Source organism: Paenibacillus profundus (assembly GCF_021369635.1).
Classification (GTDB): domain Bacteria; phylum Bacillota; class Bacilli; order Paenibacillales; family Paenibacillaceae; genus Paenibacillus_B; species Paenibacillus_B profundus.
In genome coordinates this window covers 212,193-229,139 of the sequence record NZ_JAJNBZ010000004.1, presented here as the reverse complement: position 1 = coordinate 229,139, position 16,947 = coordinate 212,193, and the positions used below count along the sequence as shown (strand labels likewise).

The window sequence follows — 16,947 nt, the reverse complement described above, 5'->3', positions numbered from 1 at the left end:
TTGTATGTGTGGGCATTACCCTGCACCTATTCCAATGGACAACATTGGCTGAACCGATATGTATAGTATGCGCAGCCTTTGTTAAGTTAAAGCGATCAAGCGCAGCAAAAAACCTGCCCCGATTGAAATCGGCGCAGGTTTGTGTCGGTGTACTGCATGTTAATTTTCTGACGATGGTTGTATTAAAGTTCGTAAATAGGCTTCAATGAACGCATCCAAATCGCCGTCCATGACAGCGCCGACATTCCCCGTCTCCACCTGCGTCCGGTGGTCCTTCACCATGCTGTACGGATGGAACACATAGGAGCGAATCTGGCTGCCCCATGCAATATCCATCTGCTCGCCACGGATCTCAGCAAGCTGCTGCCGTTGTTCTTCAATCTTGCGTTCGTACAATTTCGAACGCAGCAAGGTCATCGCGCGATCGCGGTTCTTAATCTGCGACCGTTCCGACTGGCATGTCACGACGATACCCGACGGGATGTGCGTAATCCGCACGGCGGAATCAGTAGTGTTAATATGCTGACCGCCCGCGCCGCTGGCACGATACGTATCAATCTTCAAATCTTCCGTACGAATCTCAATGTCGGCATCGTCCGTAATTTCTGGTACAACATCACAAGAGACGAACGAAGTATGGCGGCGGCCAGAAGAATCAAATGGGGAAATCCGCACAAGACGGTGTACCCCTTTCTCCGTCTTCAAATAGCCGTACGCGTTATAGCCCTTAATAAGCAGCGTCACGCTCTTGATACCCGCTTCATCGCCTGGCAAATAGTCCAGCACCTCGACCTTGAAGCCGCGCTTCTCCGCCCAACGCGTGTACATGCGCAGCAGCATTTGGCCCCAGTCCTGCGACTCGGTGCCGCCCGCTCCCGGATGGAGCTCCAAAATCGCGTTGAACTTGTCATACGTCTCGCTTAACAAGAGCTGCAATTCGAAATTCTCCACGCGGGTGAGAATCTGTTCCACATTCGCCGTTAGTTCGTTTGCCAAGGACTCATCGTCCTCTTCATCCGCCAGCTCGATCATCATCTGCGCGTCTTCATAATCCTGCATCAGCTTCTGATATTCTTCCACACTGCCTTTGACGGCGTTTAATTCGGAAATAATGCCCTGCGCCCGCTCATTATCGTCCCAGAAGTCGGGAGCCGACATTTTTTCCTCATAGTTGGAAATCATCTCTTGCTTCAGATCGAGGTCAAAGAGACCCCCTAAGGTTTGTAAGTTTCGCGGCGATGTCTCGCAAATTATGGCGTACGGATGCGTCGATCATCGTAATTCACCTCGGTCCATAGTGTCTCCCCAAATAACGGGCGGCAAAGGCCGCCCGTCGCTGGAGTTGTATGAGTCGTGACGGATATGCTCCGTCAATTGGCTAGCTAGTATTCGCTTAAGGCTTCGCAGCCTTATCCTTGCTTGCCATGGCACTGCTTATATTTCTTGCCGCTGCCGCACGGACAAGGATCATTGCGGCCGACGGATTCTTCCTTCGTCACCGGGCGCTTCTCCCCAGGCTCCGCATTCGTCGACATTTTGCTCTCGTCTACGACCGCTTGACGTTCCACATTTTGCTCAACTTGCGCCTTCATGATGTAGGTGGACACTTCCTCTTGAATCGAAGCGACCATGCTGTTGAACATTTCATAGCCTTCAAACTGGTACTCGCGCAGTGGGTCAGTACCACCGTAGGCGCGCAAGTGAATCCCTTGACGCAGGTGATCCATCGCATCGATGTGGTCCATCCACTTGGAGTCAACGGCACGGAGAACGACGACTTTCTCGAACTCGCGTACTAGTTCAGGTCCGATGCGCTCCTCACGATCCGTATATTTAGCCATCACTTTGTCAAAGAGGAACTCGATAATCTCATCCTTCTCTTTGCCCCACAGGTCATCCTTCGTGATGGTCCCTTCATCCAACATATTGCGGTGCATGTTATCAACGACTTCTTGCAATTCCCAGTTCTCTGGAATATCGTCTTCGTTACAATGCACACTGACTACGCGTTCCACGCACGGCTTAATCATATCCATAACAATTTGACGGATATTTTCTGCTTCCAGCACTTCACGGCGCTGGCGATAAATGATTTCGCGTTGCTGGTTCATAACATCATCATATTGCAGGACGACTTTACGCAGGTCGAAGTTGTTGCCTTCGACGCGCTTCTGAGCGGACTCTACAGCACGCGTGATGAGCTTCGATTCAATTGGTTGATCCTCTTCGAATCCAAGGCGTTCCATCATGCCAAGTACGTTATCCGCACCAAAGCGGCGCATCAGTTCATCTTCGAGCGACAGATAGAACTGCGAAGAGCCTGGGTCACCCTGACGACCGGCACGGCCACGCAGCTGGTTATCGATACGACGGCTCTCATGACGCTCCGTACCGACGATATGAAGACCACCGACATCGGATACGCCCTCGCCCAAAATAATGTCTGTACCGCGACCAGCCATGTTTGTCGCAATCGTAACCTGATTCGGTTCACCCGCGCTCGAAATGATTTCCGCTTCTTCTCGGTGGTACTTCGCATTCAAGACTTGGTGCTTAATGCCTTTCTTGCGCAGCTTGTCGGACAACAGCTCAGAGTTCTCAATCGATACCGTACCGACGAGCACCGGCTGTTGCTTCTGATGGCGCTGCACAATCTCTTCTACGACCGCGTTGAATTTCGCGTTCGCCGTCTTGTAGACGACATCCGGGAAGTCTTTCCGCTGGTTTGGCTTATTTGTAGGGATTTGGATAACTTCCAGCCCGTAAATGCTCTTGAATTCTTCTTCCTCTGTCTTCGCCGTACCGGTCATCCCGGCCAGCTTGCGGTACATGCGGAAGTAGTTCTGGAACGTAATCGTCGCTAGCGTCATGCTCTCGTTCTGTACTTCGAGCTGTTCCTTCGCTTCGATTGCTTGGTGCAATCCATCGCTGTAACGACGTCCCGCCATCATACGGCCCGTAAATTCGTCGACGATGACGATCTCGCCTTCGTTCACGACATAATCAACGTCACGGCGCATAATCGAATGTGCTTTCAGCGCCTGCTGAATGTGATGGTTCATCGTAACATTCTTCACATCGAACAAGTTCTCGATGCCGAGCGCCTTCTCCGCCTTCGATACACCCACTTCCGTCAACGCGACTTGGCGCGTCTTCACGTCGATGGTGTAGTCTTCTTCATGCTTCAATTTGCTAACGAAGCGATCCGCAATGAAGTAAAGATCCGTCGATTTCGCCGCTTGTCCTGAAATGATGAGCGGTGTACGCGCTTCGTCAACAAGAATGGAGTCCACTTCATCAATAATCGCGAAGTTGAGCGGACGTTGCACCATCTGCTCTTTGTACAGCACCATATTATCGCGCAGATAGTCGAAGCCATACTCGTTGTTTGTCCCGTACGTAATGTCGCAGGCATATGCCTCTTGCTTCATCGCATGGTCCATACCGGATAAGTTCAAGCCGACAGTCATCCCCAAAAAGTTGTACACTTGGGCCATCATTTCACTGTCACGCGTAGCCAAATAATCGTTGACTGTAACGACGTGTACGCCTTTACTTGACAACGCGTTCAAATAAACAGGAAGCGTTCCGACGAGCGTCTTCCCTTCACCGGTCTTCATCTCTGCAATCTTACCTTCATGAAGCACCATACCGCCCAGGAGCTGCACGTCATAGTGACGCATGCCTAGCGTACGCTTCGATGCTTCACGTACCGTTGCAAACGCCTCTGGCAGCAATTCATCGAGCATGTCGCCCTTCTCCAAGCGCTCACGGAATTCATCTGTCTTCGCGCGCAGTTGATCATCAGACAACTTTTCAAATTCCGGTTCCATACCACTGATAAGCTCCACGGTCTTCATTAACCGCTTCACTTCGCGTTCATTGGCATCGCCGAATATCTTCTTCACAATTCCTAGCATGGTTAACCCCTTTCACGCAAATCCAATCGTGATTTTATGGCCGCTCCCCCTCAGGTCGATCTGTAGAGAAAGAACGGTGACAATGACTTGTTTTGCAATAAATTGTAACAGTTTCAACAAGGTCCCGCAACCGCCGCCAGGCAAGTTTTCATACGTTTTGCGTACATTTTCATGCCGATACAGCAATATGGTGGGAGTCTGACTGATTTCGTAAGTGATATGAAGCTTCCATAATACTATATTAATTACGTTCAAAGGAGCAATGACTACCTCTATTATACGCGAAAAGAGCCCATTCCGTTGTGGAATTAGGCTCAGTCCTTTTTTGGTATCAGGTGCAGTCTCTGCTAATTCTCAATTCCAGATTCGCTGTCCCGTTCTTAGCCTTGTTCTATTAGCCCATAGCGGCCGTCGTTCCGACGGTACACCACGTTCACTTCTTTACTCTCCGAATTGGAGAACACGAAGAAATTATGTCCGATCATATTCATCTGCAGGATAGCTTCTTCCACGTCCATCGGCTTCAGCGTAAATCGCTTCGTCCGCACAACTTCGAGCATATCCTCTTCACCCGCAGGGAGCTGTGTCACTTCGTCGCTGAACAGATGGTCCGCGCTTCCCGATTGGCGGAATTTCCGGTTCACCTTCGTCTTATGCTTGCGAATTTGGCGCTCCAGCTTATCCACAACGGAATCAATAGAAGAATACATATCCTTACTGCGGTGTTCCGCCCGGAGAAGCAAGCCTGTTAATGGAATGGTTACTTCAACAATGTGTAGATCACGAATCACGCTCAACGTCACGTTAACGTCTGAAGTAGGGGGAGCTTCAAAATACCGTTCCAGTCGACTTAATTTCTTCTCGACATAGTCAAGTAGCGCGTCTGTAACTTCAATGTTCTGACCTCGAACTTTATAATTCATAGGACACTCCTCCTTTGATGTCTATATTATAACATATATTTCGGCACGGAACGAAAAAAACGGTTACAATTCGTTTACAATTCCGTATACTTTTATACCCTTGTCCGGAGGGGGTGAAACATCATCAAGTCAATTATGAATTAGACAAAATTAAGGCAGAGAACTGAAGTAAGTCAGTGTCGTAATTTAGTTCAAAACGATGTTCGTTAGTTTGTAAGAAAAAAGTCTGTAAGTTTAGTTCATTTTTCCTTTCAAGATCATCATGATGAACTAGGGTATGATTAAACAAATATATGAAGTCGGCACCTAGGCCGTGAGCAGTTGATTTAAACATTAATCCATCAATCTTATCGGCAGTTATTAATTCAAAATGACATTGATGAATATTTTGGCAGAACTTTGCTTTTGAATCCCATGGTACCATTGGATCATCCGAGCCGTTATAGCTTACTATTTTACACTGATTTTTAAACTTGGAGTATAAGACCGGTAAATAAAATATTTCGTTTTCTTTAGGATAGTCAGCAGCAATATAATGAAAATTCGATACCTTGTTCCCCACTTGAAGATTTCTATTTGATAATAAGTATATAGGATATAGGTAAGATGAATTATCTATTAACATGGTAAATAAATCTGGGGCAAACGCGTTGCATAAATAAGATAAATATGCACCATGAGATTGACCGTATAAAATGACTTTCCCATAGTTTATTGTTAGACTTTGCTTTTTTAATATAGAGACCACAAACAATACGGCATTGATATTATCTATTGCCTGCATAAAAGACATATCGTTAAAATTTTCAATATTTTCTTCTAATACTTCTTGTTGCATAAATTCTTGCCCAAAATAATCGCATTGTACACAAACAAGGTTATGCTCGTCGGCAAATTGAGTCCTCATTTTACGATAAATGTTAGAATTTGAATGTCCACCATAACCGGGTATTAATAATAAAATTCCTGTATACTCGTTTACGCCTGCCGACGGAGTTGAAAAATAAATATTATATTTTCTTGGATTGTTAGTGTAGATATTATGGTGCCCCGATATTTCGAATTCATAATGATTTTCCATTTTTAGTCCCTCATCTATATATTAAAGTGAATAAATCAGCTTAATTTAGTTCAATTTGATGTACTTTTACAAAAAATAAACCCCGGGCTATTCAGCCAGGGGTGTGGAGCTAATCGGAATCATATATAATTCGGCTCACACCGGAATGATTACAATTTGATTACGTTAGCCGCTTGTGGACCGCGAGCGCCTTCCACGATATCGAATTCTACTGCTTGACCTTCTTCCAAAGTTTTGAAACCATCTGTTTGGATTGCGGAGAAGTGAACGAATACGTCGTTTCCTTCTGCAGTTTCGATAAAGCCATAACCCTTCTCAGCGTTAAACCATTTTACTTTACCTTGCATGTCGATAACATTCCCTTCATCTTCAAATGCCGTGAAGATTTGTTCTTCACAAGTTTGACTATATCACTGGATGGAAGCGTTGTCAATCGAAATAATCCATTAATTCCTTTTTACTTATCATGTATTTAACTACCCGTTCCGCACCCAATCCATCCAACGTCCTCCACGAGTGTTCCATCTTTTTAAATAGAACTTCGCTTTTATCAATTATTCTTTCAAACGCATCATTTACTCGCTCGGGTGCCCCTAAATTTTCAATATAATTGTAGTCATGAAGTTTTCTTACGTACGGAGCCATATAGGACCATTCAATAGCACAAACTGGTGTTCCAATATACATGGCTTCATAAGTTGTAAGTCCGCCCAAAGTGATTACAAGGTCATGATTTAATATTTCATGTACCATATTGGGGCATTTGAGAATCACAGCCCTATCATTTATACAAATTAGCTTTCCTACCCTAGAATTGGAAAAAGAAGGGCCAAGAGCAAACGTAAAATGTATTTCGGAATATTTATTATTTAGTGCAATATTTTCGTAAAACCATTCTGTATAAAATGCAGGATCAGCCCCGCCAAAGCATACAAACACACTCTGTATAGGCTGTTTTTCTGGCAAACTACTTTTCTTATGTTCAAGTAAGTCATCCCGCATGATATGGTACTTAGAACCTGAAATAATTTCGATAGGAAAATCGTAAGAATATTTTTTTGGAAATATATCTGTATCAATGAAAAAGTCAGGCTGGAATACATCTACGTTATTGTCAGTCAGAAATATAAACTTGTCAATTCCATACGAAGTGAGCAATTTCCTGTCAGCATATGATAAATTAGGCGCATCAACTATAAACAAGCATTTTTTTTGTGAACTCATTATTAGTGAATGAATCAGTTTAAACGATTCCGATTTATCTCTCGTCGCAGTAACTCTTGGCAATGCATCGAGTTGAAATTGTTTCAACACATCAGGAGAAGCCTCACATACAAAATGAATATCTTTTACATGAACTAAATTATTTTTCAAAAATTCTTTAAATAAAGAGGATGATCTGCTTACATTTCCAATTCCAATCTTTGAATTGCCAACGGAATAAACAATTATCACTTAAAATGCTCCCATGTTAATACGGTATTTTTGCTTAAGGATCTGGTGACGTGTAGACCTACAACTTTTTCAACATCAAATGGTGAAATTCCAGTACCCGGACGCACCATTTTCAAATGCTCTTCACTAAGTACTTCACCTTCCTTAATTTCTTTCGCGAGAACTAAGGAGCGCACCGATGTTCTTCGCTCTGATTTTTCACAAGATAGAATTCTTTTTCTTGGATGTCCCATTGCAGCTTCTAAATTCCGAATTTCTTGAACTAACGACTCCATTTCTTTCGGATCCATGCTGAACCAATGATCCGGTCCGCTTAGGCTTTTATCTAAGGTAAAATGCTTTTCGATGACCCTTGCACCTAATGCTACGGCTCCTAGCGCAGCGGTGATTCCTAAAGAATGATCTGAAAAACCAATAACACACTCAGGATAGAGGGTTTTCAAACTCTCAATGACTTTTAAGTTCATTTCCTCCATGGGAGAAGGATACTGTGCTACACAGTGCATAACAACCAGTTCTTTCGTCCCGTTTTCAAATAACATCTCAATGGCCATGTCAGCTTCTGAAAGCGTACATTTCCCAAGAGATAACATAACAGGTTTACCTGTTTTTCCGACATTTTGAAGCAACTCCGTATAATTCACATCAGATGCAGCAATTTTAATACATGGAGTATGTAATGTTTCGTTTAAAAAATTCAAACCTTCTACGCTGAAAGGCGTTGAAAACGCAATGAGGCCTTTTTCTTTTACATATCCAAACACTTCCTCATGCCATTCCCTCGGTAAGGACAACTTTCTGAACATTTCGGAAATCGGTTCCGTCACCTCTGAACCTTTAGGTCCCCAAGTAATAATACGATCCACATCAGCTAATAATTCTTCGGGAGTATAGGTCTGGAACTTGACTGCGTCCACTCCGCATAGGGCGGCAGCATCAATCGTTTGTCTAATCAAATCCATATCCAGATTATGATTTGCACCTATTTCAGCAACAATGAAGCTTGAATAGGAATTTCCAATTTCTCTGTCACCAATCTTTATAGATTTCACTTGTTTCACCTCAGTCTTTTCTTACCGTGAAAATCCACCAACTATTTTTCTCTTTAAGATTGTTCTTATAGTAATCTTCTCGTTCTATATTCTCAATAACAAACCCGGCTTCCTCAAGCATTTGTTGAGCATCTTCCAAATCTATAAATGTATAAAGGATGTTTTGATATGCTCCTGCTCTTTCATCTAGTAAAAACGAGTCCTTTTCAATTTCTTGCCCCAGTCCATAAAACCAACTTTCTTTATTTCTAAAATTGATTAGCATTTTTCCTTTTGAATTCAGAACATTATACATTTGCTTTAAATCTTCAAGTATACCTGTTTTAACTTTATAAAAACAAACTCCATAGCATATGATAGTATCCATCTTGGCATCAAATACATACTCAGAACATTCTGAGTTGATCAACTCAATTAAGTTAGGGAAATTAGGCAGATTACGCATTGCTATTTCAACGCATTCACGACTATAATCTATCCCATAAGTACGAAAGCCATACTCTAACAATGTTTTGAGGTGCCGTCCTGATCCAAAACCAACATCTAGAGCGTTTTTTTGTTTATTTTCTTCATAATTGTTGAAATTTTTTGCTAAAAACGCCACTACTCTTTCGCTTGGATATAGCATAACATTTCTCTTTATTTCTTGACTCCAGCTTTCCAAATTCAAATTATTATTTTCATTCAATAGTCGTCACCCTTTTTTGATAGAAAATTGATTAATTAACGATTGGGCCGTATCAAACATTTCATTAATACTTCGCCCCGTTGTAGCAAAATATCCTCTATTTATCAATTCACTTCCGTCCTTGATCTCATTTAGAAAATCCCCCACTATTATTGAACATTGATAGTCTAGGACATAATTGTTTTTTAATATATCTTCCTTCCGTGGTACAAATGTCACATGACCGATTTGCGAAAAAGAAAAAAATCCCAAATACATTTTTTTATAATCTTCAAATGAATTGATTATTAATTCATTATTGTTATCTACTAAATACTTAATTTGCTCATCGATATAATTTTTACTTGTCACGTATGGAACCATAAATTGACTAATATGAAGACCAGCTGGCCTTCCTGAAAATTCAATCCATTTAATGACATCATTTTCAATGATTATATCTGCATTAAACAAACAGTCTGTCAATCCGACTGCATTACAAACTTTCTGGGCACTACTTTTTATTTTTTTTAATAGCTCATTAGAAATAGGAGCAGGAGCTATATATCCTATTTCTTGTCGATAGGGAAAATCCGTCAATACCTTTTCTCTAACCAGTATAATATGGAATACCCCATCTCTAATAATTCCATCCAAACCATATTCTTTTCCTGTCATTAGTTCTTCTATCAAAATGCCCTCCGCATAATGTGAGAGCAATTCCTCGTTATTCCGGACAACCCTTACTCCTTTACTTCCTGCTCCATATCTCGGTTTGATTATAAGGGGATAATCAATACCTTCTAGTATGTTCTCTACTGATGTTTCTGCACTGGCATAAAACTGTTTAGCCGCATAAATTCCATGTTCTGCAAGAACCTCATGAGTCTTCATTTTATCTGTGCAGCTAATAGCTGCCATTTTACCGATCCCTTTTAATCCCAAATAATCATTTACCGCCCCTACAGTTGTTAAATACCGACCAATTGGAGTAGGAAGAACTGCTCCAACTTTTTCTTTTTCGGCAATTTTAATGACTTCGGTTTCATTCCTAATGTCCACAACGTAACTTTTATCTGCATAGATAAAACCGGGACTATCCTTGTTTCCATCAACTGCTATTACATGTAACCCCATATCCTTAGCCTGTTGAATAACATAGGCTTGTTCTCTCCCAGCACCAATCGCAAGAACTTTCATTCTTCCCCTCCCACTAACCTTAATATATTTAGTAACCTACATCATCATTCATGTCTTGATGGGTGATTTGTAAATTGATTGTAGACTTTTTTTACAGCTTGAATAACATCAGAAACATCAACCTCATTCATCTTAGGGTATATTGGAAGCGAAATTGCAGTGCTATAAAATTCCTCAGCCTTTTCACATAGTGAGGTGTACCCTAATTTTTCATAATATGGATGTTGATACACGGGGATATAATGAACTTGTACTCCAATCCCTTCGTTTCTCAATGCATCAAATAAAGTGCGTCTATCAACTTTAAAACTTCCAGATAACCACCGAGTAACATACAAGTGCCATGCAGATTCGGAATGAGATGTTTGATGTGGTGTTATAAGACCTTTTAGTCCGGCAAAGGCTTCTGTATATTTGTCTGCTATTTCTCTTCTTCTAGCCAAAAATTGATCTAACCGTTGTAATTGGGATATCCCCAGAGCTGCTTGCATATCAGTCATTCTGTAGTTATAGCCAAGATCATGCATCTCATAGTACCAAGAACCTTGGTTTCCTTCTAATAATTCAGGATTCTTTGTTATTCCGTGACTACGAAATAATAATAGTCTTTGATAATATTTTTCAGAATCAGTAACAATAACTCCACCCTCACCGGTTGTTATTGCTTTTACAGGATGAAAGCTGAACATTGTCATATCGGCCATTGAACCAACTTTCATTCCCCTATATGTGGCCCCAAGAGAATGTGCTGCATCTTGTATCAAGATAAGGTTATATTTCTCAGCAATTTCTTTAAATCGCTCCATTTCAGCGGGTTGGCCAGCGAAATCTACAGCAATAATAGCCTTTGTTCGTGTGGTAATCTTACTCTCCATCACATCAGGATCCAAGTTATATGTGGTTAAATTAATATCTGAAAAAATGGGGGTTCCCCCTTGATATAGCACACAGTTGCTACTCGCTGCAAAGGTTATTGGAGTCGTTATAACTTCATCACCTTCAGTAACTCCGGCAGCATAGCAAGCTCCATGTAAAGCTGCTGTGCCATTAGAAAATGCTACCGCGTACTTTGCATTTACTTTATTTGCGATGGACTGTTCAAATTCAAATATTTTAGGACCTTGTGTAATAAAGTCACTCTTTAGAACGTCTATAACTGCTTGGATATCTTCTTCATCCAACCACTGTTGTCCATATGGCAACATATTATTTCGAATTGGATTATTCAGAAGTGTCTTTGAGTTCACGATGTTCATCTCCTGTAACAGCTTGTTTAAATCATTCCTGAGTGTTTAATCCATTCCTCTGTTCGACGAATTCCCTCTTCTAACGTTACTAGAGGTTTCCAACTGAGTAATTCATCTGCTTTTTTGTTATTACACAACAATTTTTGTATCTCACTTTGCGGATGGATATGCGGCACATGATTAATTCGTGTTGCATCACCAACAATGAGCAATGCTAAGTTATTTATTGCAATATCACGACCAAGCCCCGCATTAATGATATGTCCATTAACCCGTCTACTATATCCTGCTTCTGCTACGAAGCGTGCACAATCTTCAACGTACAATAAATCTCGGGTTTGTGTGCCTGGGCCATATATACTTAAGTCCTTGCCTTCAAGCTTGTTTTTGATAAAGATTGCTACAACACCGCCTTCACCACCCGTCTTTTGGAACGGACCATACGTATTAAAAGGCCTTACAACAACGGCAGGTAGACCATATGTATAGTAATAAGATAGAACCATGTTTTCTGCCGAAATTTTAGAGCCCGCGTATGGAGAAGCTGGTTTTATAGGATGTTGTTCTGTTATTCCACTATCATCCGCACAGGCATCATATACCATACATGTACTCATGAATAGAATTTTAGTTTTATATTTTCTGCATTGCTCCAACACATAAAATGTGCCCACCATATCGTTATTGAAGGTCGTTCTTGGATCATCTATCGAATCTTGGACATTTATAGACGCCCCTAAATGGTAACATATATCAAAAATGTGTTGTTCAAATAGTTCGCTTAATAGCTGTTCATCCATTATTGAGCCTTTAATAAAACCCATAAAACAAGTATTGCTTCGAAAATCATCTAAATTGCTTTCTCTACCATTAGATAAGTCATCCAACACCCAAACGTAGTGCCCGTCCTCTAAAAGCCGCTTGGTAACCCACCTACCGATAAAACCTGCTCCGCCCGTTACTAAGATTTTCATTATTAGTTCCCTTCCCTACTTAAATTACTTGTTTTTGTTCGATATGCGCATTAATAGAGGCAACTTCAGGATGATTCAGTAAAAATGTTATGACATCTTGTGAAGATACAAGCAAATCATCTTTAAATTGATTTGCTATTGATGTGCATAAATCATAATCTTCGCTCGTGTCTAGAGTCACTCTTAAATGTGGATGCTGTAACCTTATATCAGCTTGAAAATGTCCTATTCTAAAATATTCAGGATACTCATATGCATAATAAGTTACATGCTCCCGGTGACGTTCTTCCAGACCATGTTTATTCATATATTCTAACGTCTCAAATGAAAATAGTTCAGCAACCAAACCTCTTGGTAAGTCACCTTCAACTTTTATGATGTCATACTGATCCTGTTGCATGTAATTTACTATATCTGTCGCCATTTCATAATCTACAAACGGACAATCGGATGTAACTCTAAAAACATAATCAACTTCCTGTTCTTTAGCACATTTGTAATATCTTGATAAAACATCGTCTTGTGAGCCGCGTGAGCAAAGAATCTGATGTTCATTACACCACTGCTCAATTTCATCATCTGCTTTTTCCGTTGATGTGGCCACTATGACTTCATTGACGCCCTTTATTTGCTTGCATCGGCTTACAACATAGTCTAGAACTATCGTCTCCCCTAATGTCAGCAAAACCTTACCAGGCAGTCTAGTTGAGCCCATTCTTGCTTGTATAATGGTTACGATTTTCACAAAGCACGCACCACCTTTTTGACTTTCCTCTATACCGTTAATAAGCTTTCAATAACTCTTCAACCGTTTCGCCTTGGAATAATAACTGTTCCAGTTCTTCAGTATTGACAGGCTCAACATCACCTGAACTATAACTTCGAATTTGAGCCGGTCTTGCTCCTGCATATTGATGTGACTTCATGAATGCATTAGGAATAATGAACATATCTTCCGTTTCCAGAGCATGCTTTGCCTCTTCCACTGTCATAAGTTCTTCGTACATTTTTTCCCCGGGGCGTAGACCGATCTCCGCTATTACGATTAACTTAGAAGAAATGCTTAATTTATTAGCCTCATGCCTAATTATATACTCAGCAAGATCCTGAAGGCAGACAACCGGCATTTTGAGAACAAACACTTCGCCGCCGTTCGCTAACATCATCGCCTTCATTGTTAATTGCGTTGCCTGTTTTTTTGTCATCATAAAGCGGGTCATTTCTTTACATGTGACGGTAATTTTGCGACTCTCGGCAATTTGCTGCTTGAACAAAGGTATGACGGAACCTCTGGAGCCCATTACATTTCCAAAACGGACAGCAGCGAACACTGTTTTTTTCGTACCGGCTTGGTATTGGGCAGCCGAAATAAGTCTCTCCGCCATTAACTTCGATGCTCCATATGTATTTGTAGGAGCTATTGCTTTATCTGTACTTGTAAAAATCACCTTTGAAACACCACATTCCAATGAAGCTTGGATAACATTTTGTGTACCAATTATATTGGTTTGTACAGCCTCAAAAGGATTATATTCACATGAAGGAACATGCTTCATAGCTGCCACATGAAATACATAGTCGATGTCTTCCATGGCTCGAATGACACGTTGATAATCCCTTACATCTCCGATAAGATAACGAATATTACTATATTCTCTATATTGCTGTTGTAATTTGAATTGTTTATACTCATCTCTGCTAAAAATTCGAATTACAGCCGGATTGCAGGATAACAGATGGTTTAATAGACCTGTGCCTATAGTTCCCGTTCCGCCGATAATCAAGATTTTTTTGCCGCAAAAAAAATTATGCATACGATGTCTCTGCTCCATTCGCAATCTTATCTACACGACTAAGCCCTTCTTCTATGCATTCCTCTGCAAACGGAATAAATTCCGAAATACTTGCAGTGAATTTCCCCAAATGCTCGACAATTAATTTAGACTTTTTATATTCATTTGTTTCATTAACAATGTCGGGCACATAACGCATATATTGAGATAAAGGAGTTTCCAATGCAAATGAGATATATGACTTAAAACTGCCGCTGCCAGTCACTTGGCCCCATTGTTTATTTACTTTCATTAATAATTTACTGCACTTTTCTTTTTGATTGGGGTTTAAATGTTCAAGTTCGGAGATTAGTTTGATGATACTGCTTGTCTTTTTATTTAACACATTTAGTGCCTGCAGCTCACTTTTCAATTTTGCTCCAACTTTGCTAATCATTTGTTCACTATAAGCAGGAATTTCATCAATAAGTTGTTTAAACCAATCTTTCTCTCGATCAGATAAAATCAATAAATCCTCTTCGCATTCTTTCATTGGTCTGAAAACTGTGTGCTTAATAGCTGCTCCCTTGCTCGATGTATTAATAAACTCAATATCCGTATATATTGACATTAATATCTCTAAATCTCTTAAAGTTATCAGCATTTTATCTGTCGTACGGTTCTTCCCGCCATGAACATTTTCTATCCATTCAGCGGCGGCTTCAATCGTATTCTTCTTTGCTTCCTCGGTAATATGTTTAATGCCTTCCGAATAATATTCATCATTAGGATAAGACAAATCTTGACCCGCCAAATAAATCTTCTTACAGCCTATGAAAGCTGCGAATTGAATGCAAGTTCCTGTTACTGATCCGGTTGAAATAAAAGAAGGTTCTCCTTCGCTGTTTGAGAATAAATATGGAGTTATTTCTTCAAGGTTTAATCTTGTAGATAATCTCCATTTATGGTTTTGCTCAACTATTCCATGATGAATCGTCGTTGCGAATAACAACGGGATATGGGTTGTATCTACATTTTGAAATACCTTTAAGTTGGGTTCTCCTCCATCCATTGAAATGACAAGGTGAGGTTCAATATTATGATGCAGTAGAGCTTGCACACTTGACCCTGCTGCTATGATTAAAACCTTGGAGCCGATTCGCCTTATGTATTCAATATCATCTTTTAATGAAGGACCCGAACCAACAATAATGGCAGGTAAATCGCCGCAAGCTTTTTCAAGTGAAGCTATCGATTTAGATGTTAACACTTTATCAATATTGTAAATAATATTTTGAAACCAGGCCTTTTCAAAATAATATTGTGTTATATAGTTGGCACGATACTGTAATAAGATTTGCTTCGATATGGTATGAAGCTTGTTAATGGTTTCACCATATAATTGCTTATAGATGGGGATAATAACTTCTTCGAACCTATCTGTCACTAGACTTGAAATAGATTGAAGAAGTTGCGTCAATACATGTTCCTCTTCTCCCACGGCCAAAGTCATGACGCTGGGATGATTTAATATGCCAGTCAAATCACGAAGCGATAGCGCCGAATGCAACAGTTGGATATCCGGCTCATAAATATAATATTTCTTCGTCGGATATTTTTTTACTAGATGCTGCAAATGATATCCAAGCCCTAATCCAATAACCAATACATGGCCAGATTCTTCTATTCTAGCACCAATAGACTTAAACCAAGCTTCAGCTTCCCTGTCTGGATAATATAAACTGTGTAAGGCGACAATCCGTTCATTCTTATGGATTTCAATATTGGGACTGCCATCGCGAGAAGTAATTTTACGATATACGGCATCATCTACCTTGTTTACTTTCAATAATTCAGCGACTTGAGGGAAATATTTATTTAAAACCTTAGTATTTGACAATAGATAATCCAATATCGCTCACTCCTTAAGCAACGTCTATAATCCACTCTTCCAGTACCGGAACAAGCTCGTATTGAAGAAGATCAGATGCGCCAACGTAATTGCTCCAACTTAGTTGTTCATGAAATTTCTCTACAAAAGCTTCTACGTTTCTGTACAATTGTTCAAAAGAGTGTCTCGTTCTGCATTCGTCATTCATTCCTTCGCTTATCGCATAAGCGAACTCCAAAGCGCTAACAATCCATTGTAAGGATTCAATAATGGGTGTTATTAATGTTTTTAAATCATCAATTTCTTCTGCGTACAATCTCTCTGCAACTGCAGGAATTTCATTAACAACTCGCGGGAGATAGGCTTTCAAATCTTCAAGTGTAATTGTAAAACACTCGGCTTTTGTTTGTGTAACTATCTTTATTTCGTTAATACTTTGATAATTCTCTAATATTACGGATTCATAACCGTTATAATATCTCTCTTCGCCGATTTCAACATAATAAATTAGACGATCGGCCTGTAAGATAGGCATCGTTCTTGACATCCAAAAATCATTGACTTCTTCTGCGGAATGAAACTCTCTTTCTTCCCAAGCGCCATCAATACATATCTTCAAAAAAATCACACCCTTGTGTTTATAACTACTATGCTTTATATCGGTCATTCCCCCAAATAATTAAATAGGCACCCTATTGGTTCCTTAGCTCTATTTAAACAGAAAAAAACCTCGTTTATTATAAACGAGGTTTTCAAGCAAAAAAA

Annotated in this window: 15 protein-coding genes; all 15 read right to left on the bottom strand. The window is 40.4% G+C overall.

The features are described from left to right. Positions 1–159: 159 nt before the first annotated feature. A protein-coding gene (gene prfB, locus LQV63_RS08305; protein ID WP_233696340.1) for a peptide chain release factor 2 occupies positions 160–1,276 on the bottom strand; the annotation gives its coding sequence in 2 pieces (ribosomal slippage) (positions 160–1,203 and positions 1,205–1,276; 1,116 coding nt in all). Positions 1,277–1,409: 133 nt separating this feature from the next. Then, complete coding sequence (secA, locus tag LQV63_RS08300; protein ID WP_233696339.1) at positions 1,410–3,920, bottom strand: preprotein translocase subunit SecA; 2,511 nt, start codon at positions 3,918–3,920, stop codon at positions 1,410–1,412. A gap of 380 nt (positions 3,921–4,300) precedes the next feature. Next, positions 4,301–4,843: a ribosome hibernation-promoting factor, HPF/YfiA family gene (gene hpf / locus LQV63_RS08295; RefSeq protein ID WP_233696338.1), complete on the bottom strand. Its 543-nt coding sequence runs from the start codon at positions 4,841–4,843 to the stop codon at positions 4,301–4,303. Between the two features lie 133 nt (positions 4,844–4,976). After that, a complete protein-coding gene (locus LQV63_RS08290) occupies positions 4,977–5,924 on the bottom strand; it encodes a DUF2920 family protein (protein ID WP_233696337.1) in 948 nt (315 codons plus the stop codon). 149 nt (positions 5,925–6,073) lie between these two features. Next, entirely contained in the window at positions 6,074–6,271 is a 198-nt protein-coding gene (locus LQV63_RS08285; RefSeq protein WP_019424729.1) for a cold shock domain-containing protein, read from the bottom strand. A gap of 82 nt (positions 6,272–6,353) precedes the next feature. After that, positions 6,354–7,379 carry a hypothetical protein gene (locus LQV63_RS08280; RefSeq protein WP_233696336.1) on the bottom strand — a complete coding sequence of 342 codons (1,026 nt, stop codon included), beginning with the start codon at positions 7,377–7,379 and terminating at the stop codon, positions 6,354–6,356. After that, the gene (locus tag LQV63_RS08275; RefSeq protein ID WP_233696335.1) at positions 7,376–8,440 is read right to left on the bottom strand and encodes an N-acetylneuraminate synthase family protein; all 1,065 of its coding nucleotides are present in this window, start codon (positions 8,438–8,440) and stop codon (positions 7,376–7,378) included. The genes LQV63_RS08280 and LQV63_RS08275 overlap by 4 nt, the downstream gene beginning before the upstream one ends. A gap of 1 nt (position 8,441) precedes the next feature. Continuing rightward, positions 8,442–9,119, bottom strand: coding sequence for a class I SAM-dependent methyltransferase (locus LQV63_RS08270; protein WP_233696334.1), 678 nt, complete (start codon positions 9,117–9,119; stop codon positions 8,442–8,444). Positions 9,120–9,125: 6 nt separating this feature from the next. After that, a complete protein-coding gene (locus tag LQV63_RS08265) occupies positions 9,126–10,298 on the bottom strand; it encodes an ATP-grasp domain-containing protein (RefSeq protein WP_233696333.1) in 1,173 nt (390 codons plus the stop codon). Between the two features lie 44 nt (positions 10,299–10,342). Then, on the bottom strand, positions 10,343–11,503 hold the full coding sequence (pseC, locus tag LQV63_RS08260; RefSeq protein WP_233696408.1) for a UDP-4-amino-4,6-dideoxy-N-acetyl-beta-L-altrosamine transaminase: 1,161 nt from the start codon (positions 11,501–11,503) through the stop codon (positions 10,343–10,345). Between the two features lie 68 nt (positions 11,504–11,571). Continuing rightward, positions 11,572–12,519, bottom strand: coding sequence for a dTDP-glucose 4,6-dehydratase (locus tag LQV63_RS08255; RefSeq protein WP_233696332.1), 948 nt, complete (start codon positions 12,517–12,519; stop codon positions 11,572–11,574). A 19-nt stretch (positions 12,520–12,538) separates the two neighbouring features. Further along, positions 12,539–13,264 carry a cytidylyltransferase domain-containing protein gene (locus tag LQV63_RS08250; RefSeq protein WP_233696331.1) on the bottom strand — a complete coding sequence of 242 codons (726 nt, stop codon included), beginning with the start codon at positions 13,262–13,264 and terminating at the stop codon, positions 12,539–12,541. 37 nt (positions 13,265–13,301) lie between these two features. Continuing rightward, positions 13,302–14,333, bottom strand: a complete 1,032-nt coding sequence (locus tag LQV63_RS08245; protein ID WP_233696330.1) for an SDR family NAD(P)-dependent oxidoreductase — start codon at positions 14,331–14,333, stop codon at positions 13,302–13,304. Next, positions 14,326–16,203: a motility associated factor glycosyltransferase family protein gene (locus LQV63_RS08240; protein WP_233696329.1), complete on the bottom strand. Its 1,878-nt coding sequence runs from the start codon at positions 16,201–16,203 to the stop codon at positions 14,326–14,328. Before LQV63_RS08240 ends, LQV63_RS08245 begins: the two co-directional genes overlap by 8 nt. Before the next feature lie 13 nt (positions 16,204–16,216). Continuing rightward, a complete protein-coding gene (locus LQV63_RS08235; protein WP_233696328.1) occupies positions 16,217–16,849 on the bottom strand; it encodes a hypothetical protein in 633 nt (210 codons plus the stop codon). Between the last annotated feature and the right edge of the window lie 98 nt (positions 16,850–16,947).

What these genes read in the sequence shown, in the direction of transcription:
- hpf (WP_233696338.1), bottom strand. Translation starts at nt 4,843, where the DNA reads ATGAATTATAAAGTTCGAGGTCAGAACATTGAAGTTACAGACGCGCTA.
- LQV63_RS08265 (WP_233696333.1), bottom strand. Translation starts at nt 10,298, where the DNA reads ATGAAAGTTCTTGCGATTGGTGCTGGGAGAGAACAAGCCTATGTTATT.
- secA (WP_233696339.1), bottom strand. Translation starts at nt 3,920, where the DNA reads ATGCTAGGAATTGTGAAGAAGATATTCGGCGATGCCAATGAACGCGAA.
- LQV63_RS08290 (WP_233696337.1), bottom strand. Translation starts at nt 5,924, where the DNA reads ATGGAAAATCATTATGAATTCGAAATATCGGGGCACCATAATATCTAC.
- LQV63_RS08255 (WP_233696332.1), bottom strand. Translation starts at nt 12,519, where the DNA reads ATGAAAATCTTAGTAACGGGCGGAGCAGGTTTTATCGGTAGGTGGGTT.
- pseC (WP_233696408.1), bottom strand. Translation starts at nt 11,503, where the DNA reads ATGTTGCCATATGGACAACAGTGGTTGGATGAAGAAGATATCCAAGCA.
- LQV63_RS08285 (WP_019424729.1), bottom strand. Translation starts at nt 6,271, where the DNA reads ATGCAAGGTAAAGTAAAATGGTTTAACGCTGAGAAGGGTTATGGCTTT.
- LQV63_RS08245 (WP_233696330.1), bottom strand. Translation starts at nt 14,333, where the DNA reads ATGCATAATTTTTTTTGCGGCAAAAAAATCTTGATTATCGGCGGAACG.
- LQV63_RS08235 (WP_233696328.1), bottom strand. Translation starts at nt 16,849, where the DNA reads ATGACCGATATAAAGCATAGTAGTTATAAACACAAGGGTGTGATTTTT.